We start from the raw sequence: 20613 nt of genomic DNA, 5'->3' as shown, positions 1-20613 counted from the left end.
GCGACGGGAGAATGTGACTGATGGACGAGAACGACTTTTCGGCGGGCCACTCGCAGGCCGACCGCTTGTCGACGGACCGCTTTCTGGCGGACCGCTTTCTGGCGGGCCGCTTCGAGGAGCACCGCGGCCGGCTGCGGGCTGTGGCGTACCGGATGCTCGGCTCGCTGGCCGAGGCGGACGACGCCGTGCAGGAGACGTGGCTGCGGCTGCACCGCTCGGACACCGGCGAGGTGGCGAACCTCGGCGGGTGGCTGACGACCGTCGTCGGCCGGGTCTGCCTGGACATGCTGCGTACGCGCGCGTCGCGGGGCGAACGGCCGCTGGACGCGCGGGTGCCCGACCCGGTGGTGAGCGGCCCGGCCGGGCCCGACCCGGAGCACCAGGCGCTGCTGGCCGATTCCGTGGGCCTCGCGCTGCTGGTCGTGCTGGAGACGCTGGGCCCGGCCGAGCGGCTGGCCTTCGTCCTGCACGACATGTTCGCGGTGCCGTTCGACGAGATCGCCCCGATGGTCGGGCGGTCACCGGCGGCGGCGCGGCAGCTCGCCAGCCGGGCGCGACGGCGGGTACGGGGCACGGAGACGGTTCCGGACGCCGATCTGGCCCGGCAGCGGGAGGTCGTCGACGCGTTCCTGGCCGCCGCTCGGGGCGGCGACTTCGAGGCGCTCGTGGCGGTGCTCGACCCGGAAGTCGTGCTCCGCGCCGACGCCGGGGCCGGTGTGGCCGCCGGTGCCGCGGCGGGCGGTTCCGCGGTGGTCCGGGGCGCGCGGGAGGTGGCCGGACGGGCCCTCTTGTTCCAGCGGGCGGCCGCCCGTCAGCCGCTGCCGGTGCTCGTCAACGGCGCGGCGGGGATCGTGTCGGTGCTCGACGGGCGGGCGGCGGCGGTCCTGGGCTTCACGGTCGCGCGCGGAAAGATCGTGGAGATCGACATCCTCGCCGATCCCGAGCGGCTGCGGCGCATCGATCTGGCACCGCTGGAGGGTTGACCGGCGCCGCTGGAGGGTCGACCGGCGCCGCTGGAGCGGTGACCGGTGCCGCTGGGGCGGTGACCGGCGCCGTTGGAGGTTCGACCGGCGCCGTTGGAGGGCCGACCGGCCGGTCGGCCCTCATCCGCTGCGTCCGAGAGGGCAGGGGGCTCCCCTGCGTTGGACGTACGCGAATGAGCCAAACCCTCCATAGGGGCCGCGCCGGGTGCGTGACTTATTGGTGATAAATCCGGTGAATTCCGTATTCCTCTTGCCCGTTTCGGACCCCGCCGGTGACGCTGGTATCCCGGTCCGCGTCGCGGGCGGGATTTCCGGTCAGCAGACCGACGCAGAAGGAGAATTCGGATGGCGTGGACAGCAGGAGGTGGCACCATCGCACCCGGTACCACCCAGGAATGGACTTTCGACTGGGGCGGGAATGGCGATGTCGGCCCGCAATTGATCCAGGCGCACCCGTTGAACCCCAACGGGCTGCTCTACACCTTTGAGATCGGCGAGGTCCTGGTGGGTTCGCACCTCTCCTACCGGGCCCGGGTCCGCAACGCCGGCTCCCTGACCGTCTCGTTCAACTGGCGCGGCGGGGGGGCTGTGTGACCATGGCGACGATTCAGATCCTGGTCGACGAGGCGGGCAACATCCTGGGCACCGCGCAGCAGCCGAGCGCGAGCGAGGGCGAGGGCGCGCCGGAAGGCGTGCGTCTCGTGGCGGGAGCCGGGCAGCAACTGGCCGAAGTGGAAGTCGCGGACGAACTGCTCGAAGGCTCCGCCGCCGACCTCTACGCACATCTCAAGCAGAATTTCCTGGGCTGACGGCTGACGTCTGACGACTGACGGCCGACACCGCCGGATGACCGTGCGCATTTCATGAATCACATGACCATGCGAACAATATGAACCATCCGCATCAGGTAATCACCCGCACCAGGTAATTCCATCATGGACGCCCCACGCCCGGTTTCCACACGGGCGCGGGGCGTTCCGCGCGCCCGGAATTTCCATGTCTCAGGTCAGGACTTCCGCGCAGGCGGTACGGAGCCGGGCCGCGCCCTCCGCGAGTTCGGCGGGGCCCGCCGCGGCGGCGAAGCTGAGGCGGAGGTAGGCGCCGGTCGGCTCGGCGGCGAAGTACGGGCGTCCTGGGGCGACGGCGACGCCCGCGCGCTGGGCGGCGGCGAACAGGGCGCCCTCGTCCGTACCGTCGGGCAGCCGGAGCCACAGGAAGCAGCCGCCCGGCGGGACGTGATCGACCGTCACCCGCGGCAGCTCCTGGCGCACGGCGGTGAGCAGCGCCTCGCGCCGGGCGCGCAACTGGGCGGCGACGGTGCGCAGATGGCGCGGCCAGGCGGGTGCGCCGACGAGTTCGAGGGCGGCTTCCTGCAGGGGTCTGGGGACGAAGAAGCTGTCCACGATCTGGGTTTCGCGCAGCCGCTCCAGGGCGGGGCCGCGGGCGGCGAGGGCGCCCACCCGCATGCTGGGCGAGGTGACCTTGGTCAGCGAGCCGACGTGGACGACGATGCCGTCGGGGTCGTCCGCGCAGAGCGTGGGCGGCAGCGGCGGCGCGCCCTCGTGGACGAGGCGGCGCGCGAAGTCGTCCTCGACGACGAACGCCCCGGCCGCGCGGGCCGCCTCGACGACCTCGCGCCGCCGTTCCTCGCCGAGCACGGCGCCGGTCGGGTTCTGGAACAGCGGCTGGCAGACGAAGACGCGGGCCCCGCTGGCCCGGAACGCGGCGGCGAGCAGGTCGGTCCGTACGCCGCGGGCGTCGACCGGTACGGGCACGGGGCGCTGGCCGCAGGCGCGGGCGGCGGCGAGGACGCCGGGGTAGGTCGGGGACTCCACGAGGACGGGGGCGCCGGGCGGGGCGAGGGCGCGCAGCGCCACGGTCAGGGCGCTCTGGCCGCCGGCGGTGATGAGCACGTCCCCGGCGGCGACGGCGCCCGCCGGGCCGCCGATCTCGCGCGCGAACCAGGCCCGCAGCTCGCCGACGCCGTCGATCGGCGGGCGGTCCCACGCGCCGGGGCGGCGGCCGGCCCGGGCGAGGGCGGCGGCCATGGCGCGTTCGGGCTGGAGGGCGGAGTGGAGGTAGCCGCCGTTCAGTTCGATGGCGCCGGCCGGCGGCACGGCGAGCGTGGCCAGCACCCCGGACGCGCCGATGGAGCGCGGCACGTACTCGCCGGCGGTCTCGGCGCTCAGCGCCACCTCCTGCCACGAGGTGTCGCCGACGCGCCGCTCGCCGCCGCGCGACCGGACGGCCCGGTACGCGCCGGCCCCGGGGCGGGTGACGACGAGCCCTTCGGCGGCGAGGGCGGCGAGCGCGCGGGTGACGGTCACGGGGCTGACATGGAACCGCTCGACCAGGGCCCGACTCGATGGCAGCTTCTCACCTTCGCGGTAGCGGTCGAGTTCATCTCGGAGAACTTTTGCCAGTTCAGCGACGCTGTTACGCTCATGCATGACTGTACAAGATAGCGCTACTCGTCCAGTTGCGATAGCAGTGAGCGGCGGTACCCTACTCGCCGCCCTCGGCGTGGCCGCCTTCTCGCTCACCTTCCCCGCCACCGCCTGGGCCCTCGAAGGACTCGGCCCGTGGTCCACGGTCGCCTGCCGGACCGTGCTGACCTCGCTCATCGCGATCGTCGCCCTGGCCGTGCTGCGGGTGCGGCCGCCCGCCCGCCGGCACTGGGGCGGGCTCCTCGTCGTCGCCTCGGGCGTGGTCGTCGGCTATCCGATCCTGACCACGCTGGCCCTTCAGACGTCCACGTCGTCGCACGCCGCCGTGGTGGTGGGCCTGCTGCCGGTGACCACGGCCGCGTACTCGGCGCTGCGTACGGGGACGCGGCACTCGCGTACGTACTGGGTCGCGGCGCTGGCCGGCGCGGCCGTGGTCATCGCGTTCGCCCTCCAGCAGAGCGGCGGGGCGCTCTCGGCGGCGGACCTCTATCTCTTCGGCGCCCTGCTGATCTGCGCGGCCGGGTACGCGGAGGGCGGCCGGCTGGCGCGGGAGATGCCGGGGTGGCAGGTCATCGGCTGGGCCCTGGTGCCGTGCCTGCCGGTGGGCCTGGCGGGCGCCGCCGTCGCGCTGTCCTTCGAGCCGGCCCGGCTGACGGGGCACGTGGTGGCCGGCCTGGTGTGGCTGGCGGCGGGCTCGCACTGCTTCGGGCTCACGGTCTGGTACCGGGGCATGGCCGCCATCGGCGTCGCCAGGGCCAGCCAGCTCCAGCTCGCCCAGCCGCTGCTGACGCTCGTGTGCTCCGTGCTGCTGCTCGGCGAGCACCTGACCCTGGCGGCGCCGCTCGCCGCCGTCGGCGTGCTGGTGTGCATCGTGGTGACGCAGCGCGCGAAGAGCTGAGCGGAACGGGCGCGACGCGGCGTACGGCGGACTCACCGGCATCGGCGTTTCCCTGCCGATGCCGCCTACGCGCCGTACAATGGCCGCCACTGACCGCATCCCTTCGGACGGAAGGTCGCCGCCGATGCATGCGAGTGTGGGAGACCGGCTGTTGGTGCACGGCAGGATCGTGGGCCAGCACGACCGGGTCGTGGAGATCATCGAGGTGCTGGGGCCGGAGGGCACCCCGCCCTACCGGGTCCGCGCCGACAACGGCCACGAGGCGATCATCTCGCCGGGGCCCGACGCGGTCGTCCAGCATTCGAAGCCGCAGCCGTAGGGCCGCAACAGCCGCCGCCCCGGCTCAGCGGGGCGGCCGCACCCGGTGCGGATAGTGGTCGGCGACCACTCGGGCCATCGCCCCGATCCGGTCGGCGACCACGTCCCGCGCGGTGAAGAAGACATTGCCGCGCACCTGCGGGTACCGCCGGTCGAAGGTGAGGTGGCGGGAGAGTTCCGCGGGGTCCTGCCAGGGGGCGGGCTGCGCCGGGTCGCCCGCCTTGTAGAGCGCCTCGCCGATGTAGAGGTGCACGTCGGTGCCGCGTACGGTCGCGGCCCACCAGGGCACGAGCTTGGCGTAGTCGGCGACGGCGAAGCCGAGGTGCCAGTAGACCTGCGGGACGATGTAGTCGATCCAGCCCTCCAGGACCCACTTGCGGGTGTCGGCGCACAGGTCGTCGTAGGTCTGCACGCCGGCGCGGGTGTCCGAGCCGAGCGGGTCGGTGGCGCGGTTGCGCCAGACCGCGAAGGGGCTGATGCCCAGCCGCGCCCGGCTGCCGCTCTCCCTGATCCGCTGCCCCGTCTCGCGCACCAGGCGGTCGATGTTGTCGCGGCGCCACGCGCCCCGGTCGGGGAAGCCCGCGCCGTACCGCGCGTACGCGGCGTCGTCGTCGAAGACCTGACCGGCGACCGGGTAGGGGTAGAAGTAGTCGTCGAAGTGGACGCCGTCGACGTCGTAGCGGTCCACGGCGTCGAGCATCGCGTCCTCGACGAAGCGCCGGACCTCGGGCAGGCCCGGGTTGTAGTAGAGCTTGCCGCCGTAGGGCACCACCCAGTCGGGGTGCAGCCGCGCCGGGTGGCCGGCCGCGAGCCGGGTGGGGTCGGTGTGGTTGGCGACGCGGTACGGGTTGAACCAGGCGTGCAGCTCCAGTTCGCGGGCGTGCGCCTCGCGGACCGCGAAGCCCAGCGGGTCCCAGCCCGGGTCCCGGCCCTGGGTGCCGGTGAGGTACTGCGACCACGGCTCGTACGGGGAGGGCCAGAAGGCGTCCGCGGTGGGCCGCACCTGGAGGATGACGGCGTTGAGCCGCCGCCGTACGGCCGTGTCGAGGAGCGCGAGCAGTTCGGCGCGCTGCTTCGCGACGCTGAGGCCGGGCTTGGAGGGCCAGTCGAGGTTGGCGACGGTGGCGAGCCACATGCCGCGGAACTGCGGCGCCCCGCGCGCCTGTCGGCCGCCCTTGGCCACCGCGTCCCCGGCGCCGAGCAGCAGGGCCGCCGAGCCCGTCGCGATCGCCGCGAATCCCCTTCGCGTCATACGTCCCATTGGGCGCCCCCTGACTGCCGACCGGGCCACACCGTCCGGTACCAGCATGCCCGCCCCGGACCGGTCGGGACCGTAAGGCGCGGGGTAACGTCTGCGCGGAGACGGCCGCCGGCACCCGCGGCGGCCGGCCGGTCGACGAGGATCAGCGAAGGGCACGAGGTGACGGACACGATGGCCGATATTGCACGCGTCGGAGTGGTGGGCTGCGGCCAGATGGGCGCCGGAATCGCCGAGGTATGCGCCCGGGCGGGGCTGGAGGTCATGGTCGCGGAGACCACCGGCGAGGCCCTGGAGCTGGGCCGCACCCGGCTGGTCAACTCCCTCGCCAAGGCCACCGAGCGCGGCAAGATGACCGTGGCGGAGCACGACGCGACCCTGGAGCGGCTGAGCTTCACCACGGATCTGGGCGAGTTCGCCGACCGGGACCTGGTCATCGAGGCGGTCGTCGAGAACGAGCAGGTCAAGACGGAGATCTTCCAGGTGCTCGACCAGGTGGTGACCCGCCCGGACGCCATCCTGGCCTCCAACACCTCCTCGATCCCGCTGGTGAAGCTGGCCGTCGCCACCTCCCGGCCGGACCAGGTCATCGGCATCCACTTCTTCAACCCGGCCCCGGTGCAGAAGCTGGTCGAGCTGATCCCCGCGCTGACCACCGGCGAGGAGACCATCAAGCGGGCCGAGGCGCTGGTCGGGGACGTGCTCGGCAAGCACGCGATCCGGGCCCAGGACCGCTCGGGCTTCGTCGTCAACGCGCTCCTCATCCCCTATCTGCTCTCCGCGATCCGGATGTTCGAGTCCGGCATCGCGAGCCGCGAGGACATCGACAACGGCATGGAGCTGGGGTGCGCGCACCCCATGGGCCCGCTGCGGCTGTCCGACCTGATCGGCCTGGACACCGTCGCCTCGGTCGCGGACTCGATGTACGAGGAGTTCAAGGAGCCGCTGTACGCCGCTCCCCCGCTGCTCCAGCGCATGGTGGACGCGGGTCGGCTGGGCCGTAAGACGGGCTCGGGCTTCTACCCGTACTGACCTCTCCGAGGGCCCGTATCCCGGCCGCTCCCGGCGGCGTGCGCCCCCTGTTCACACGGGGCGCACGCCGCTGACCCGCGGCTGTCCCCCGCACACGCTCCCGCCCCGCCCGGCCACGCGGTTGACTCGGTCCGCCGGCACACCCACGTCCGCCGGCCATCCCTTGGATGCTCTCCCGGAAGGGGTACGGACCGTGACCACCGATCCCGAGCAGGCCGTAGTGTCGGCGGAGCTCGCGGAAATCCGTCGAGACCTCGAAGTGGGCATCGCCCGCATCGATGGACAACTGGCGCTCCTCGCCCTGCGCGGCGACCAGAGCGAACAGGATCTGAGCACCGTGAACGTGCACGTGCGGGCATTGGAGCACGGCCGCTGGCCGCTGCCGTCGCTGGCCGCGCTCACCGGCCTGGCCGCCCTGGCGATCGCCTTGTGGCAAGCGCTCGGCCGATGAGCGCGGGGTGCGCCTCACCGCTGTGGGGCGCGGTGCACGCCGCTCCGTTCCGGCGTGCCGGGGGCTTTTCAGCCGAGCCGCATGTGGTGCAGCAGCAGAAGAGCGGCCGCCATATTGGCGGCCGGGACCTCACCACGCGCGATCAGATCGGGTACCACTTTGAGCGGCACCCACTCGCGCCGGTCCGATTCGAAGCCGTCCTCGGGCTGCCCGGTGTAGACGGCCTCCGGAGTCCAGTAGATGTGGTGGCGGGCGTCGGTGAGGCCGTTGGACGGCTCTACCGTCATGAGGTGCCGCAGCGCGCCCGGTCGCCACCCGGTCTCCTCCTCCATCTCGCGCGCTGCCGCGGACTCGATGCCCTCGCCGTCCTCGACGACTCCGGCGGCCAGCTCCCATCCCCAGTTGTCGGTGATGAAGCGGTGCCGCCACAGCAGCAGGACTTCGTTGGCCTCGTTGACCACCGTGGCGGCCGCGACGGGCCGCAGCCGGATCAGATAGTGGTCGAGGTGGGCGCCGTCGGGGAGTTCGACGTCTGCGAGGTTGACCCGGAACCACCGGTTCTCGTACACGGTCCGCTCCCTGAGATTCTTCCAACGCACGTGTGTGCCACCTTCCGGTCAAGGTGGCCACCTGCCCGGCATGGCCCTCACAGGGGCACGCGCAGCGCCCCGTCGATCATTTCGGCGGCCTCGGCCGTCGCCGCGCACCCGCTCTCGATCAGGTGCTCGCGCACCGCCCTCAGCCGGTCCCTCAGCCGTTGTGATTCCATTCCGCGTGCCTGCTCGGTCATCTCCCTGGCGGTGGCCACCGCCTTGTCCGCGTCTCCTTGACGCAGTTCGATGTGCGTGAGCATGGCGAGCCGGTGCACACGGCCCCGGTCGTGGGCCGGGGAGTCGACCGCCTGATCCGCGTGGACCCGGGCGGGTTCGAGGTCGCCGAGGCTGAGGAGGGCCTCGGCGACCTGCACATTGACCAGACCGGGCTGTACGTACCCGGTCTCGACGGGCTCCTGGCCGGGGCGGATGCGCTCGGCGGCGGACTCGGCGCGCCGGATGCAGGCGAGCGCCCCGGCTCCGTCGCCGAGCCGGGCGTACGCCTTGGCCTGCATCGCGTACAGATCCGCGGCGAGCGCCGGGGTGATGTGCGCCCCGACGGCCCGCAGCGCCGACTCCGCGAAGGCCACCCCTTGCCGGTACTCACGCAGGAACAGAGCCTGATTGACGAGCAGGGCGACCACGTACGCGCCGAGCCCGCGGTCCCCGCTGGCCTTGGCGAGCCGCAGCGCCTGGTGGAAGTAGCGCTGCGCGAGTCCGTGCGCGTCGGAGTCGTACGCGCAGATGCCGGCGACGGCGACCAACCCGCCGGTCGCCCGGTGCAGTTGGCGGCCGGTGGCATCGGTGTAGCTGCCGCGCAGCAGCGGCGCCGTCTCGAAGTTGAGGAAGCCCACGACGCGGGCGCGCGTCGCGACGCCGCCGGTCTTGCGGTACATCTGTTCGTAATGGGCGCGGGCCGCCCGCAGCATCTCGATGTCGGCCATGGTGACGCGGGTCAGCCCGTGCCGGGAGACGTCCGAGTCCTCGGGCGGGTTCTCCCACTCCCAGACGGGAATGACGGCCGGGGTGCCGGTGACGGCCGGCGCGCTGACGACGTGCGGCCGCTGCTGTTCGTCGGAGCGCCACAGCGCGGTGGCGCGCTCCACGAAGCCGGAGAGCGGGGTGCTGGGGGCGCGCGGGCTGCCGGGGGTGCCGAGCCCGATGTCGTCGAGGGTCAGCGCGCGGTGCAGCCGCTCGCCGAGCACCTCGCAGATCAGGTCGGGCACCTGGCCGCGCGGCCGCTGGCCCTTCAACCACCGTGCCACGGCGGTGTGTTCGTAGCGCAGCGACAGCCCCCGGTTCCGGCCCGCCGCGTTGACGTGGGCGGCCAGACCGGCGTGCGAGATGCCCGCCTCGTCCAGTAGTGCGTCGAGCAGTGCGTTGGGCTCCATCCTGCCCTCCTCTCGGGGCCCCGGCCGCCGGGCCGGGCGGGGCGAGCGGTTTCCGGGGGGCCGCGAGGGCGCGGCAGCGCTCCGCCGTCCACCGGGGTGCGGCAGGGACCGGCGGCCGCGTCAAGCCGCGGCGGCCGGGTGCGGGGTCCGTTCGTACACGAGGGGGAGGAGCCGACGCGCCCTGTCGATCCGCTCGGTGAGGACAGCGTAAACGAGCGGTCTTCGCACCGGGTGTGAAGTTTTTCCGATGGAATATGTCGCCGTGCGGCGGGCGGTGCGCGTCAGCCGCCGCACCGGCCGGTGCCGGCGAGGTGGACCACTCCGGAGCCGGTGGGCACCCGCTGCCGGTCGTTGCGGACCACGAGGAGGGCGGCGTCGTCGGCGAGCCTGCCGCCGGTGTGCCGCAGCAGCGCGGCCCGTACGCCCGTGATGACGTCCGCCGGGACGATGGGCGCGCCGCGCGCGGCGCGGGCGAGGGCGGGGCCGAGGGGGAAGAACCGGCCCGTCGCGTCGCGGGCGTCCTCCACGCCGTCGGTGTGCAGGACGAGCGCGTCGCCGGTCGGCAGCGGCGCGGCGCCGGCGGCGGGCAGTTCGGCGGGGAGCGGGAACATGCCGAGCGGCGGCAGGGTCTCCCCCATGGTCTCGACGGTGACGCGGCCGGCGCCGCCGGGCCGGGCGTGCAGCCGGTACGGCCAGGGGTGCCCGCAGTTGAGGGCGGCGACCTCGCCGTCCGGGCGGACCTCCAGCAGCAGGACGGTCACGAACTCCTCGGCGGCCAGGTGGTCCGCCTCGCCGCCCGCCGCCGGGTGCTCGGCCCGCGCCCGCTCCCGCAGGTGCCGCTGGAGGGCGCGCTCCAACCGGCGCAGCACGCCGCCGAGTTCGGGCTCGTAGTGCGCGGCCTCGCGGAAGCTGCCGAGCATCGCGGCGACGGTGCCGAGCGCGGTGAGGCCATGGCCGCGCACGTCGCCCATGACGACGCGCACGCCGTAGGGGGTGGCGAGCGCCGCGTAGAGGTCGCCGCCGATCAACGCCCCTTCGCTGGCGGAGAGATGGCCGGCCGCGAGCGCCAGCCCGTCGAGCCGCGGCGGCGGGCTGCGCAGCAGCGCCTCCTGCGCGGTGGCGGCGACCTCGCGGGCGCGGGCCAGCTCCAGGGTCAGCCGCCGGCGGCGGGCGGTGGCCAGGGCGCCGGCGGTGACGACGGCGAGGATGGCGGAGCAGGCGCCCAGCCGGCCGATCAGTTCGCCGCCGCCGACGGGCCCCAGCGGCACCAGGGCGAGCAGCACGCAGGCCGCGCCGAGGAGCAGGCAGAGCCGGCGGCCGGTGCCCGCGCAGGCGAGGGCGGGGGCGACGGCGAGGAATTGGACGGGTTGCGCGCCGGACGGGTCGAGCAGCGCCCAGCCGAGGACGCCCAGCACCCACAGGCCGGGCAGCGCGGACCACCAGCGGCGGCGCCGCGCCGCCGGCCGTGCGCCGGTCGCCGTTCCTGTCCCGATCATGGTCGGCCCCCCTGGCAGCCAATGATGCGGTCGCCCCGGACTCGGGTCCCCGCGCCGGGCCTCCGTATGCCCCGCGGCGCCCGGCGCGCGCCTCCGCCGCGGTCTCGGGTTCGCCCCCGCACGTGCCGTACGGGGATGAGCCTCCGCCTTGCGAGAGCGCGCGCCGTTCGCCGTGGGTCCGTCCTTCCTTCGGACGGATGACGGGGGTTCGACGACAGGGCCTGGAAGACCGATGGTTCAGCCCGATGCGGGCCAGGACGACCCGCACGATTCTTGCGACCGTACGCGCCCATGTGACCACTTGGCGTATATATCTCACCCGATCGGGTGAGCTGTACGAGCCGCCTCGCGCGCACGGCACACCGCGCGTTCCGGAGGGCGGCGCGGCCCACGCGCGAGGGGCGCCCCCGGCGAACCGGGTGCGCCCCTCACAACACATGCCAACCGCATCAGCCGTACGGCCCGGGCGGTATCACGCCCCGCGCAGCACCGCGCCCGTCCGCTCCCGCGCCGAGGCGACGGCCGCGTCGCGCGCGGCGGTGGCCTCCTCGGCGGTCAGGGTGCGGTCCGCGGCGCGGAAGCGCAGCGCGTAGGCCAGGGACTTCTTGCCCTCGCCGAGCTGCTCGCCGGTGAAGACGTCGAACAGCCGCAGCGATTCGAGGAGTTCGCCCGCGCCCGCGCGCAGTGCCGACTCGACGTCGGCCGCGGCGACCTCGCCGTCGACGACCAGCGCGACGTCCTGCGTGGCCACCGGGAAGGTGGAGACGCGCGGGGCGCGCACCGCGCCCGTGCCGGCCGGCTCCAGGCGGTCCAGATCGATCTCCATCGCGCAGGTGCGCTCGGGCAGGCCCAGCGCCTTGACCACGCGGGGGTGCAGCTCACCGGCGTTGCCGACGAGCACCTCCGCGCCGTCCACGAGGGCGAGCAGCGCGGCGCAGCGGCCCGGGTGGAACGGCGCGTGCTGGTCCTGACGGACGATCAGCTCGACGCCCGCCTCACGGGCGACCGTACGGCCCGCCTCGACGGCGTCCGCCCATGTCGCGGGGCGGCCCTTGCCCCACCAGCCGGCCTGCTCGCGCGCCCCGGCGAGCACGACGGCGACCCGGCGCGGCTGCGCGGGCAGCGCCGCGTTCAGGGCGGCGATCTCCTCGTCGGTGGGGCGGCGGTCGACGGGCAGCCGGACCGCGGGCGCCTCGTGGCCGGTGGGCCGGAAGACCAGGCCGGTCTCGAAGAGCGCGAGGTCGTGGTCGCCGCGGCCGTCGTTGCGGCGCAGGGCGGTGAGCAGCCCCGGCAGCAGCGTGGTGCGCAGCGCCGGCTCGCTCTCGGAGAGCGGGTTGACCAGCCGCACCACGGTGCGGCGCGGGTCGTCGGACGCCAGCCCCAGTTGGTCGAAGACGTCCTCGCTCAGGAAGGGGTAGTTCAGCGCCTCGACGTAGCCGGCGCCGGCCAGCGCGCGGCCGATCCGGCGGCGCAGCCGCTGCCGCTCGGTCAGCCCGCGCCCGGCGGGCGGCTGGGGCAGCGTGGACGGCAGGTTCTCGTAGCCCTCCAGCCGGATGACCTCCTCGGCGAGGTCGTTCGGGTCGGCGAGGTCGGGCCGCCAGCTCGGCACGGTGACGACCAGCTCGTCCTGCCCGTACACGTCGCAGCCGACCTCCTGGAGGCGGCGCACGACGGTCTCCCGGCCGTACTCGACGCCCGCCACCCGGTCGGGGTGGTCCGCGGAGACGCTGATGGTGCGGGGGCCGCTGGGCGCGACGACCTCGGTGACGCCGGCCTCGGCGGTGCCGCCCGCGAGCAGCACCAGCAGGTCGACGGTGCGCTGGGCGGCCGCCGACGCGGCGTTCGGGTCGACGCCGCGCTCGAAGCGCTTGGCCGCCTCGGAGGACAGCTTGTGGCGGCGGGCCGTACGGGCGATGGAGACCGCGTCGAAGTGCGCGGCCTCCACCACGATGTCGGTGGTGCCCCTGCTCTCGCCGGTCTCCGGGTCGCGGGTGACATCGGCGATCTCGGTGTCGGCCCCGCCCATGACGCCGGCGAGCCCGATGGGGCCGCTGTTGTCAGTGATGACGAGGTCCTCGGCGTCCAGGACCCGCTGGGCGCCGTCGAGGGTGGTGAGCTTCTCGCCCTGCTGGGCGCGGCGCACGCCGATCGGCCCGTCGAGGCGGGACCGGTCGTAGGCGTGCAGCGGCTGGCCGAGTTCGAGCATCACGTAGTTGGTGACGTCGACGGCGAGCGAGATCGGGCGCATGCCGGCCTTCTGGAGGCGGCGCTGGAGCCAGATCGGGGACCGGGCGTCGGGGTCGAGCCCGGTGACGGTGCGCGCGGTGAAGCGGTCGCAGCCGGCCGGGTCCGAGACGCCGACGAGGTAGCCGTAGGAGTTGGGCGGCGGCACGTCGAGGAGGGCCGGGTCGCGCAGCGGCAGCCCGTAGGCGATCGCGGCCTCGCGGGCGACGCCGCGCATCGACAGGCAGTCGCCGCGGTTGGCGGTGACGGCGATGTCCAGGACCTCGTCGACCAGTTCGAGCAGCGCGATGGCGTCGGTGCCGACCTCGTACTCGGGCGGCAGCACGATAATGCCCCCGCTGCCGTCGTCGCCCATGCCCAGCTCGTCGCCGGAGCAGATCATGCCGTGCGAGACCTTGCCGTACGTCTTACGCGCGGCGATCTTGAAGTCGCCGGGCAGCACGGCGCCGGGCAGCACCACGACGACCTTGTCGCCGACGGCGAAGTTGCGGGCGCCGCAGACGATCTCCTGTGGCTCGCCGGTGCCGTTGGCCGTGCCGACGTCGACCGTGCAGAAGCGGATGGGCTTCTTGAACCCCTCCAGCTCCTCGATGGTCAGGACCTTGCCGACGACCAGGGGGCCCTTGAGGCCGGCGCCGAGCTGTTCGACCGTCTCGACCTCAAGGCCCGTGGCGACGAGCCTCGCCTGCACGTCGCGGCCGGTCTCGGCGGCCGGCAGGTCGACGTACTCGCGCAGCCAGGAAAGCGGGATTCGCATCAGATCTCCATCCCGAACGGCCTGGTGAAGCGCACGTCACCCTCGATCATGTCTCGCATGTCCTCCACGCTGTGCCGGAACATCAGCATCCGCTCGATACCGAATCCGAAGGCGAAACCGCTGTACTTCCGCGGGTCCACGCCGCAGGCGACGAGCACCCGCGGGTTGACCATGCCGCAGCCGCCCAGCTCGATCCAGCCCTCGCTGCCGCACGTACGGCAGGGGCGGTCGGGGTCGCCGACCGACGCGCCGCGGCAGACGTAGCACTCCATGTCCATCTCGGCGGACGGCTCGGTGAACGGGAAGTAGTTCGGGCGCAGCCGGGTGGACATCCCCTCGCCGAAGAGCGCCTGCACCATGTGGTCCAGGGTGCCCTTGAGGTCGGCCATGGTCAGGCCCTCGTCGATGGCGAGCAGCTCGACCTGGTGGAAGACGGGGGTGTGGGTGGCGTCCAGCTCGTCCGTGCGGAACGTACGGCCCGGGCAGATGACGTAGACGGGCGGCTCGCGGTCGATCATCGAGCGGATCTGCACCGGCGAGGTGTGCGTGCGCAGCACGACGCCGGACTCCTCGCCCGAACCACCCTGGGCACCAGACGCGGTACCGGCCTCGCGTACGAAGAAGGTGTCCTGCATCTCACGCGCCGGGTGGTCCGGCGGGAAGTTCAGCGCGTCGAAGTTGAACCACTCGGCCTCGACCTCGGGCCCCTCGGCGACCTCGTAGCCCATCGCGACGAAGATGTCCTCGATGCGCTCGGAGAGCGTCGTGATCGGGTGCCGGGCGCCGGCGAGGACGCGGTCGTGCGGCAGCGTGACGTCCACCGCCTCCTCGACCAGCACGCGCGCGTCGCGCTCCGCCTCCAGTTCCTCCTGGCGGGCCGCGAACGCCTTGTTCACCGCGGCACGGGCCTGGCCGACCCGCTTGCCGGCCTCGGCCTTGGCGTGCGGCGGCAGCGCGCCGATCTCGCGGTTGGCGAGGGCCAGCGGCGAGCGGTCGCCGCTGTGCGCGGCCTTGACCTCGCGCAGGGCGTCGAGGTCGGCGGCGGCGGCGATGGCGGCGATCGCCTCGTCGCGCATCCGCTCGACCTCTTCCGGTTTCAGGGCCTCGACCTCGACCGGGTCATACGACTTATTGGGTGCGGACATCTCTTCCCGTGCTTCCGATTGGCTGCGCTTCGCTTCGCCTCGGCTCTTGACAAGTGCTGTGATGCCGAGCGGGTGCGCCGCTTAGCCCGACGACATTGATGCCAAAGGTGCCAAAGGTCGAGTCTAAAGGGCGCTGCTGGAGGGTGAGCCCGTGGGCCGCTCAGGCCAGGAAGGCCGGGGCGCCGACGGGCAGGGTAAATCGGAACTCCGCGCCGCCGCCGCGCGCCCGGCCGACCGTGATCGAGCCGCCGTGCGCCTCGACGATGCCCTTGACGATGTAGAGCCCGAGCCCCGTGCCGCCGCGCTTGCTGCCGCGCCAGAAGCGGGTGAAGACGCGGCCCACCGACTCGTCGGGGATGCCGGGGCCCTCATCGCTCACGGTGACCGCTGTCCTCTCCACGGCGGGTCCGACGGAATGATCCGCACTGTCCGCACAAACCCGCGCCGGCACTGGTGACACCTCTATCGTGACCGTTCCCTCACCGTGCCGCACGGCATTTTCCAGCAGGTTGCCGAGCACCTGGTCGATCTTGTCGGGGTCCGCCCAGAGCGCGGGCAGCGGCTCCCGGACCCGGATCAGGAACCGGTCGGTGCGCTGGCCCGCCGTGGTGTGCGCCTGTACGTGCCGGCGCACGGCGGCGGCGATGTCGACGGGCTGCTTGCGCACCTCCAGCCGGCCGGAGTCGATCCGGGAGATGTCCAGGAGCTCGGCGATGAGCCGGGTCACGCGGTTGGCGTCGGCGTCGACGGTCTCCAGCATCAGCCGCTTCTGGTCGTCCGTGAACCGCTCCCACTTGGCGAGCAGCGTCGCCGTGAACCCCTTGACCGATGTCAGCGGGGAGCGCAGCTCATGGGCGACGGTGGCGATCAGCTCGGCGTGGCTGCGCTCGGTGCGGCGGCGCGCCTCCGTGCCGCGCAGTTGCACGACCAGCCGGCGCACGGGGCCCGCGGGCCGGTCGCGTACGTACCGGGCGGAGACCAGGACCTCGCGGCCGCCGGGCAGCAGCAGATTCCGCTCGGGCTGCCCCGCGCGGATGGCGAGGCCGCCGTACGGATCGGTCAGCGCCCACCAGCGGCGGCCTTCGAGGTCTTCGAGCGGCAGCGCGCACTCCAGCGGCCGGCCGATGGCCTCGGCGGGCGGCACCGCGGTGATCCGCGCGGCGGCCGCGTTGAAGCAGGTGACCTTGCCGGTCTCGTCCGCGACGACCAGCCCGTCCGGCAGGTCGTCGGGGTCGAGGCCCAGCGCTGTGAGGCCGTCGGGGAGGCCGTCGCCGGGGTCCTGGCGGGCGCCGCGGGCGACGGGCGGGCAGGCGGCGCCGGCCGCGCCGCCGCCGGAGGTCCTGACATCCATCGCCGCACCCCCTCTCGGGCCCCCAGAGGGGCAACCCTACTAGGTGGATGTGACGGAGCGGCACCCTCCGGAAGCACGCTGCGCACGAGCCGACGCGTAGAGGCAGACGGCGGCCGCCGTAGCGAGGTTGAGGCTTTCCGCCCGGCCGTGGATGGGGACGCGCACCACCTCGTCCGCGAGTGCGCGGGTCTCCTCCGGCAGCCCCCACGCCTCGTTGCCGAAGATCCAGGCGGTGGGGCCGCCCATCGCGCCGCCGTCCAGTTCCCCGTCGAGGTCCCGCTCGCCCGCGCCGTCGGCGGCCAGCACCCGCACCCCGGCCTCCGCGAGGCCCCGCACGGCCCGTTCCACGGGGACGCCGACGGCGACCGGGAGGTGGAAGAGGGAGCCGACGGAGGCCCGTACGGACTTGGGGTTGTAGAGGTCCACGGAGGCGTCGGTGAGCACGACGGCGTCGGCGCCCGCGGCGTCCGCGCAGCGCAGCACCGTCCCGGCGTTGCCGGGGTCGCGTACGTTCGCGAGGACGGCCACCAGTTTGGGGCGGGCCGCGAGGATGTCCTCGAAGGGCGAGTCGAGGAAGCGGCAGACGCCGACGATGCCCTGCGGGGTGACCGTCTGGGAGATGTCGGCGAGGGTCTCGGCGTCCGCGGTGTGCACCCGGGCCCCGGCGGCGTGCGCGGCCGCGACGATCTCGGCGTAGCGCTCGGCGGCCTCGGGGGTCGCGAACAGCTCGGTCAGGGTGGGCTCGCCGCCGCCGCGGTGCGCCACCGCCTCGCGCACGGCCTGCGGGCCCTCGGCGATGAACCGGCGTTCCTTGCCCCGGAAGTTGCGGCGGGCCAGCCGGCGGGCGGCGGCGACGCGCGGGGAGCGCGGGGAGATCAGCTCGGGGGTGCCCATGGGCGGCGGCTCACTTCTTCGTGCGGCGGCGAGTGGTGATCGGGGGCTCGGCGGGGGCAGACAGCAGCGGACCCGCAGGCCGGGGCCTGCGGGTCCGCTCAGTTCAGCGTGCTGCTCTGCTCAACTGCAACGTGCTGCGACGTGCCTGAGGGCGCTGTTCAGGCGGCCTTCGGGGCGTTGACGTCGCTGGGCAGCGCCTTCTGGGCGACCTCGACGAGGGCGGCGAACGCGTTGGCGTCGTTGACCGCGAGCTCGGCCAGCATCTTGCGGTCCACCTCGATGTTGGCGGCCTTCAGACCCTGGATGAGGCGGTTGTACGTCATGCCGTTCTGGCGGGCCGCGGCGTTGATGCGCTGGATCCAGAGCTGGCGGAAGTCGCCCTTGCGCTTCTTGCGGTCGTTGTAGTTGTAGACCAGGGAGTGGGTGACCTGCTCCTTGGCCTTGCGGTACAGGCGCGAGCGCTGGCCCCGGTAGCCGCTGGCCTGCTCCAGGATCGCCCGGCGCTTCTTGTGGGCGTTGACTGCCCGCTTGACGCGTGCCACTTGTTAACTCCTTGTAGCGGGGCCGCGGTCGTCTCTCACGCGGCCCGAAAACGAATAGGTCCCGGTGTTCGACCCTGCGCGCCCCCTCGCGGGGCGCGCGGGTCACTTGCCGAGAAGCTTCTTGATCTTCTTGGCGTCGCCCGGGGCCATCTCGGCGTTGCCGGTGAGGCGACGCGTCAGCTTGGACGACTTGTGCTCAAGCAGGTGGCGCTTGCCGGCGCGCTCCCGCATCACCTTGCCGGAGCCGGTGACCTTGAAGCGCTTGCTGGCACCGCTGTGCGTCTTGTTCTTCGGCATGCGCCGTACTCTCCTCGTCGGTGGCGCTCCCTGGGCCGGCGGCGGGCCGGCGTGCGGGAGCGTCAGGTGTTTCGGTCGGTGTGCGGGGCCGCTGCCCCGGCACGGCCGGGGCGCTCGGCCCCCGCCTCACGCCTCGGCGGGCTCCTCGGCGGACGCCTGGTCCTGCTGCGCGTTGCCGCGACGCTCCGCCTTGCGGGCGTCGGCCAGCTCGCGGGCCTCGGCCATCGCCTCGGTCTTCTTCTTGTGCGGGCCGAGAACCATGATCATGTTCCGGCCGTCCTGCTTCGGGTTCGACTCCACGAAACCGAGGTCCTGGACGTCCTCCGCGAGCCGCTGCAGCAGGCGGAAGCCGAGCTCCGGCCGGGACTGCTCGCGACCACGGAACATGATGGTGATCTTGACCTTGTCGCCCTGCTTGAGGAACCGGACGACGTGACCCTTCTTGGTGTCATAGTCGTGCGGGTCGATCTTCGGCCGGAGCTTCATCTCCTTGATGACCGTGTGCGCCTGGTTCTTGCGCGCCTCACGGGCCTTCATGGCCGACTCGTACTTGAACTTCCCGTAGTCCATGAGCTTGCAGACCGGCGGGCGAGCGGTCGCCGCCACCTCGACGAGGTCGAGGTCGTACTCCTGCGCAAGCTCCAGGGCCTTGGCAAGCGGCACAATGCCTACCTGCTCGCCGCTGGGACCGACGAGTCGCACTTCCGGGACTCGAATCCGGTCGTTGATGCGGGGCTCGGCGCTGATGGGGCCTCCTCGGTTGCACCACGCGACCGCCTGGCGGACAGCCGCGTAACGTCTGTTTCGGTATGACCAGCCCATCGTTACTCGTGACGCGCAAAACGCCCCGGACGGGACACAGGCGGGCTCCTCACAAACCGGAACACCGCCGCGTTTCACCGCGGGGCGCATCGGGCGGTTCCACATCGTCCGTACGGAACGATGGGCACTGCCGGACCGGTGACCTGCCGTCCCGGAGGTCGGTCAGGTGGGAGATCGGAGCCTCCACTTGTGGGCCGGTCACATGAGTGTCCGGCCGGTCACGACCCACGATACCGCATCCGGGCGCGAGAGGCCGCGCCGTACGCTGGAGCGCACCGTCCAGCAGGAAGAAGCGGAAGAACCACCATGAGCGACGCCACCCCCGCCCCCACGCCCGCCGAGCCCGGCCCCGCCGGGGAGGCGCCGGACTTCGGGGCCATGACCCGCGACATCGCGGACGTGCCCGCGGTCGAGGTGATCACCACCGTCGCGGTGCACCTGATGAGCTCCGCCGCCGTGAACCTGGGCCTGGCCGAGGAGGGCGACAAGCACAAGGACCTGGACGAGGCCCGCAAGCTGATCCAGGCGCTCGCCGGGCTCGTCACCGCGAGCGCCACCGAGATCAGCTCCTTCCACGCCGGCCCGCTGCGCGACGGCCTCAAGTCGCTCCAGCTCGCCTTCCGCGAGGCGTCGGTGGTGCCGGACGAGCCCGGTCAGGGGCCGGGCGAGAAGTACACCGGCCCGGTCTTCGGCTGAGCGCCGCGGCGCCCTCACCCTCCGGCCCACGGCGGCCCGTACGCACCTTCCGTACGGGCCGCCGCGGGCCGTCGCGCTGTATGGGCGTCGCGGGCCGGGTGCGTCGCGCGTACGAGCGGTACGGGCGATACGGGCCGGGGTGCTCCGTACGGGCGCCACGCGCGGGCCGGGGCGTCGCGTACGGGCGCGGGCCGGGCGGCGGGGTCAGCCGGCCGCGTGGCGCTCGTCGGCGACCAGCTTGGGTTCCTGCGGCGGGTGGGTGACGTGGTGGGCCGCCGCGGCGATGGCGGCGCCCACCAGCGGCGCGACGATGAACAGCCAGAGCTGGGAGAGCGCGTCGCCGCCCGCGAAGAGGGCCGGGCCCAGGCTGCGGGCCGGGTTGACGGAGGTGCCGGTCAGCGGGATGCCGACCAGGTGGATCACGGCGAGGGCGATGCCGATCGGCAGGCCGTCGAAGCCGACGACCGCGACCCGGTGCGTCACCGCGAGCACCACGAAGACCAGCAGGAACGTCAGGATCACCTCGGCGAGGAACGCCCCGCCGAGGCTGATGTGCACGGCGGAGCGGCTGCCCCAGCCGTTGCTGCCGAACGTCCCGTCGGTCTTGAGCCCCGGCACCGTCTGGGCGAGCCAGTACAGCAGGCCCGCGCCCACGATGCCGCCGACGAGCTGCGCGATCCAGTACTCGATGGCCGCGCGGGGCGTGATGCGCCGGGCCAGCAGCATGCCGAGGGTGACGGCCGGGTTGACGTGGGCGCCCGAGACCGGACCGAGCGCGTACGCCACGGCCAAAAGGACGAAGCCGAAGGAGAGCGCGATGCCCAGGACTCCGATGTAGTCGGCGCCCAGGACCGCGGCTCCGACTCCGAAGAACACCAGCAGCAGCGTGCCGATGAACTCCGATGCGACAGTTCTCGTCTCCATGACGTCCTCCAGGCGGTGGATCTTGAACTGTCCCTGCATTGTCGGACGGCCCGGCCGGTTCCGCCTCTCGGGGC

21 protein-coding genes are annotated in these 20613 nt (G+C 73.2%); 8 read left to right on the top strand and 13 right to left on the bottom strand.

Features of this window, described 5'->3' with window-relative positions:
• Positions 1 to 20: 20 nt before the first annotated feature.
• The 3 genes from IF55_RS00670 to IF55_RS00665 all read left to right on the top strand — a co-directional run bounded on the left by IF55_RS00670 (position 21) and on the right by IF55_RS00665 (position 1792).
• Positions 21 to 983, top strand: coding sequence for a sigma-70 family RNA polymerase sigma factor (locus IF55_RS00670; RefSeq protein WP_078643320.1), 963 nt, complete (start codon positions 21 to 23; stop codon positions 981 to 983).
• Positions 984 to 1328: 345 nt separating this feature from the next.
• Positions 1329 to 1577, top strand: a complete 249-nt coding sequence (locus tag IF55_RS39095; protein WP_157854308.1) for a hypothetical protein — start codon at positions 1329 to 1331, stop codon at positions 1575 to 1577.
• On the top strand, positions 1574 to 1792 hold the full coding sequence (locus IF55_RS00665) for a hypothetical protein (protein ID WP_157857221.1): 219 nt from the start codon (positions 1574 to 1576) through the stop codon (positions 1790 to 1792). Before IF55_RS39095 ends, IF55_RS00665 begins: the two co-directional genes overlap by 4 nt.
• Before the next feature lie 192 nt (positions 1793 to 1984).
• Here the strand turns inward: IF55_RS00665 and IF55_RS00660 are convergent, their stop codons facing one another.
• On the bottom strand, positions 1985 to 3433 hold the full coding sequence (locus IF55_RS00660; RefSeq protein WP_030879381.1) for an aminotransferase-like domain-containing protein: 1449 nt from the start codon (positions 3431 to 3433) through the stop codon (positions 1985 to 1987).
• On the opposite strand from IF55_RS00660, the gene IF55_RS00655 reads away from it, so the two are divergent.
• Positions 3432 to 4328: a DMT family transporter gene (locus IF55_RS00655; protein ID WP_030879365.1), complete on the top strand. Its 897-nt coding sequence runs from the start codon at positions 3432 to 3434 to the stop codon at positions 4326 to 4328. The two genes, IF55_RS00660 and IF55_RS00655, sit on opposite strands and share 2 nt — an antisense overlap.
• 124 nt (positions 4329 to 4452) lie before the next feature.
• A complete protein-coding gene (locus IF55_RS00650) occupies positions 4453 to 4647 on the top strand; it encodes a DUF1918 domain-containing protein (RefSeq protein ID WP_030879340.1) in 195 nt (64 codons plus the stop codon).
• Positions 4648 to 4671: 24 nt separating this feature from the next.
• Here IF55_RS00650 and IF55_RS00645 read toward each other — a convergent pair whose 3' ends face one another.
• A complete protein-coding gene (locus IF55_RS00645) occupies positions 4672 to 5907 on the bottom strand; it encodes a glycoside hydrolase family 10-like protein (RefSeq protein WP_030879338.1) in 1236 nt (411 codons plus the stop codon).
• A gap of 171 nt (positions 5908 to 6078) precedes the next feature.
• Here IF55_RS00645 and IF55_RS00640 point away from each other — a divergent pair, with 171 nt between their 5' ends.
• Both IF55_RS00640 and IF55_RS00635 read left to right on the top strand, forming a co-directional pair.
• Positions 6079 to 6936 carry a 3-hydroxybutyryl-CoA dehydrogenase gene (locus tag IF55_RS00640; RefSeq protein ID WP_030879336.1) on the top strand — a complete coding sequence of 286 codons (858 nt, stop codon included), beginning with the start codon at positions 6079 to 6081 and terminating at the stop codon, positions 6934 to 6936.
• Positions 6937 to 7129: 193 nt separating this feature from the next.
• On the top strand, positions 7130 to 7387 hold the full coding sequence (locus IF55_RS00635; RefSeq protein ID WP_030879333.1) for a hypothetical protein: 258 nt from the start codon (positions 7130 to 7132) through the stop codon (positions 7385 to 7387).
• 68 nt (positions 7388 to 7455) lie between these two features.
• Here the strand turns inward: IF55_RS00635 and IF55_RS00630 are convergent, their stop codons facing one another.
• The 10 genes from IF55_RS00630 to infC all read right to left on the bottom strand — a co-directional run bounded on the left by IF55_RS00630 (position 7456) and on the right by infC (position 18919).
• Positions 7456 to 7986, bottom strand: coding sequence for an NUDIX hydrolase (locus tag IF55_RS00630; RefSeq protein ID WP_030879329.1), 531 nt, complete (start codon positions 7984 to 7986; stop codon positions 7456 to 7458).
• A 47-nt stretch (positions 7987 to 8033) separates the two neighbouring features.
• On the bottom strand, positions 8034 to 9371 hold the full coding sequence (locus IF55_RS00625; RefSeq protein WP_030879324.1) for an NsdA family TPR-like regulatory protein: 1338 nt from the start codon (positions 9369 to 9371) through the stop codon (positions 8034 to 8036).
• Between the two features lie 281 nt (positions 9372 to 9652).
• The gene (locus tag IF55_RS00620; protein WP_048831358.1) at positions 9653 to 10867 is read right to left on the bottom strand and encodes a PP2C family protein-serine/threonine phosphatase; all 1215 of its coding nucleotides are present in this window, start codon (positions 10865 to 10867) and stop codon (positions 9653 to 9655) included.
• Positions 10868 to 11339: 472 nt separating this feature from the next.
• Complete coding sequence (pheT, locus tag IF55_RS00615) at positions 11340 to 13868, bottom strand: phenylalanine--tRNA ligase subunit beta (RefSeq protein WP_030879316.1); 2529 nt, start codon at positions 13866 to 13868, stop codon at positions 11340 to 11342.
• Positions 13868 to 15013: a phenylalanine--tRNA ligase subunit alpha gene (gene pheS / locus IF55_RS00610; protein WP_030879313.1), complete on the bottom strand. Its 1146-nt coding sequence runs from the start codon at positions 15011 to 15013 to the stop codon at positions 13868 to 13870. Before pheS ends, pheT begins: the two co-directional genes overlap by 1 nt.
• 160 nt (positions 15014 to 15173) lie before the next feature.
• Positions 15174 to 16364 carry a sensor histidine kinase gene (locus tag IF55_RS00605; RefSeq protein ID WP_030879310.1) on the bottom strand — a complete coding sequence of 397 codons (1191 nt, stop codon included), beginning with the start codon at positions 16362 to 16364 and terminating at the stop codon, positions 15174 to 15176.
• A 39-nt stretch (positions 16365 to 16403) separates the two neighbouring features.
• Positions 16404 to 17258, bottom strand: a complete 855-nt coding sequence (locus tag IF55_RS00600) for a TrmH family RNA methyltransferase (protein WP_030879307.1) — start codon at positions 17256 to 17258, stop codon at positions 16404 to 16406.
• A 158-nt stretch (positions 17259 to 17416) separates the two neighbouring features.
• The gene (gene rplT / locus IF55_RS00595) at positions 17417 to 17800 is read right to left on the bottom strand and encodes a 50S ribosomal protein L20 (RefSeq protein WP_030879305.1); all 384 of its coding nucleotides are present in this window, start codon (positions 17798 to 17800) and stop codon (positions 17417 to 17419) included.
• A gap of 102 nt (positions 17801 to 17902) precedes the next feature.
• Complete coding sequence (gene rpmI / locus IF55_RS00590) at positions 17903 to 18097, bottom strand: 50S ribosomal protein L35 (RefSeq protein ID WP_030879301.1); 195 nt, start codon at positions 18095 to 18097, stop codon at positions 17903 to 17905.
• A gap of 126 nt (positions 18098 to 18223) precedes the next feature.
• Complete coding sequence (gene infC / locus IF55_RS00585; RefSeq protein WP_078643317.1) at positions 18224 to 18919, bottom strand: translation initiation factor IF-3; 696 nt, start codon at positions 18917 to 18919, stop codon at positions 18224 to 18226.
• Between the two features lie 306 nt (positions 18920 to 19225).
• On the opposite strand from infC, the gene IF55_RS00580 reads away from it, so the two are divergent.
• Positions 19226 to 19615 (top strand): DUF1844 domain-containing protein, encoded by a 390-nt coding sequence (locus IF55_RS00580; protein WP_030879296.1) that lies wholly within the window; start codon positions 19226 to 19228, stop codon positions 19613 to 19615.
• A gap of 204 nt (positions 19616 to 19819) precedes the next feature.
• Here the strand turns inward: IF55_RS00580 and IF55_RS00575 are convergent, their stop codons facing one another.
• Complete coding sequence (locus IF55_RS00575; protein WP_037963808.1) at positions 19820 to 20539, bottom strand: MIP family channel protein; 720 nt, start codon at positions 20537 to 20539, stop codon at positions 19820 to 19822.
• Positions 20540 to 20613 lie beyond the last annotated feature (74 nt).

This window comes from Streptomyces varsoviensis, assembly GCF_000718635.1.
In the GTDB taxonomy this organism is placed as follows: Bacteria; Actinomycetota; Actinomycetes; order Streptomycetales; family Streptomycetaceae; genus Streptomyces; species Streptomyces varsoviensis.
Note: the sequence above shows the minus strand (reverse complement) of the source record. Positions and strands in the feature narration are given on the sequence as shown.

Coding starts and splice junctions, on each gene's coding strand:
- IF55_RS00670 (WP_078643320.1), top strand. CDS start 21: ATGGACGAGAACGACTTTTCGGCGGGCCACTCGCAGGCCGACCGCTTG.
- IF55_RS39095 (WP_157854308.1), top strand. CDS start 1,329: ATGGCGTGGACAGCAGGAGGTGGCACCATCGCACCCGGTACCACCCAG.
- IF55_RS00655 (WP_030879365.1), top strand. CDS start 3,432: ATGACTGTACAAGATAGCGCTACTCGTCCAGTTGCGATAGCAGTGAGC.
- IF55_RS00660 (WP_030879381.1), bottom strand. CDS start 3,433: ATGCATGAGCGTAACAGCGTCGCTGAACTGGCAAAAGTTCTCCGAGAT.
- IF55_RS00650 (WP_030879340.1), top strand. CDS start 4,453: ATGCATGCGAGTGTGGGAGACCGGCTGTTGGTGCACGGCAGGATCGTG.
- IF55_RS00645 (WP_030879338.1), bottom strand. CDS start 5,907: ATGGGACGTATGACGCGAAGGGGATTCGCGGCGATCGCGACGGGCTCG.
- IF55_RS00640 (WP_030879336.1), top strand. CDS start 6,079: ATGGCCGATATTGCACGCGTCGGAGTGGTGGGCTGCGGCCAGATGGGC.
- IF55_RS00625 (WP_030879324.1), bottom strand. CDS start 9,371: ATGGAGCCCAACGCACTGCTCGACGCACTACTGGACGAGGCGGGCATC.
- IF55_RS00620 (WP_048831358.1), bottom strand. CDS start 10,867: ATGATCGGGACAGGAACGGCGACCGGCGCACGGCCGGCGGCGCGGCGC.
- pheT (WP_030879316.1), bottom strand. CDS start 13,868: ATGCGAATCCCGCTTTCCTGGCTGCGCGAGTACGTCGACCTGCCGGCC.
- pheS (WP_030879313.1), bottom strand. CDS start 15,013: ATGTCCGCACCCAATAAGTCGTATGACCCGGTCGAGGTCGAGGCCCTG.
- IF55_RS00605 (WP_030879310.1), bottom strand. CDS start 16,364: ATGGATGTCAGGACCTCCGGCGGCGGCGCGGCCGGCGCCGCCTGCCCG.
- IF55_RS00600 (WP_030879307.1), bottom strand. CDS start 17,258: ATGGGCACCCCCGAGCTGATCTCCCCGCGCTCCCCGCGCGTCGCCGCC.
- rpmI (WP_030879301.1), bottom strand. CDS start 18,097: ATGCCGAAGAACAAGACGCACAGCGGTGCCAGCAAGCGCTTCAAGGTC.
- infC (WP_078643317.1), bottom strand. CDS start 18,919: ATGGGCTGGTCATACCGAAACAGACGTTACGCGGCTGTCCGCCAGGCG.
- IF55_RS00580 (WP_030879296.1), top strand. CDS start 19,226: ATGAGCGACGCCACCCCCGCCCCCACGCCCGCCGAGCCCGGCCCCGCC.
- IF55_RS00575 (WP_037963808.1), bottom strand. CDS start 20,539: ATGGAGACGAGAACTGTCGCATCGGAGTTCATCGGCACGCTGCTGCTG.